The sequence below is a fragment of the Kitasatospora purpeofusca genome, assembly GCF_034043715.1.
GTDB lineage: Bacteria > Actinomycetota > Actinomycetes > Streptomycetales > Streptomycetaceae > Kitasatospora > Kitasatospora purpeofusca_A.
This window is the reverse complement of the sequence record NZ_JAXCLC010000158.1, coordinates 1-540: the sequence shown is the minus strand read 5'-3', so window position 1 is coordinate 540 and position 540 is coordinate 1. Positions and strand designations below refer to the sequence as shown.

Sequence of the window (540 nt, the reverse complement as noted above, 5' to 3'; positions counted from 1 at the left end):
GGCGGCTCTACCTTCTGAGCCGGGTTGATCGGGCCATTCGTAAGGTTGGGTCGCCCAGGGGTGCTGGGTGTGGCTATCAGGCGGCTGCCGTCTTGTGGCTTCCCTCGCTTCGCCGCCCAGCACCCCACGACGACTCGGCCGCCGATTAGGAAGTGCGAGCAAGTCGCTGAGTAGAGCAATGCCGGCGAGGTCGTCCGTGGTACGAACTGCACGAACACGCACGTCAGGAGCATGATGAGCCGGATATGGGCGGGGATCGACAGCGGCAAGGGCCACCACCACGGCCTGGCCCTCGACGCGGACGGCAGGACCCGGCTGTCGCGGCGGGTCGCCAATGACGAACCCGAGCTGCTGAACCTGATCGGAGACGTCCTCGCACTCGCCGACGGCGATCCGGTGACGTGGGCGATCGACATGACCGGCGGCGAGCCCGCCCTGCTGCTGAGCCTGCTGGTCGCCCAGGGCCAGGAGGTCCTGTACATCCCCGGCCGTCTGGTCAACCGGGCCTCGGACGGCTACCGAGGCGAGGGCAAGACAGAT

General features: G+C 67.8%; 1 protein-coding gene. It reads left to right on the top strand.

The annotated features are described in order from the left end of the window. Window positions 1–234: 234 nt before the first annotated feature. The coding region (locus SM793_RS36310; protein WP_320443409.1) for an IS110 family transposase at window positions 235–540 on the top strand (306 nt) is incomplete at its 3' end.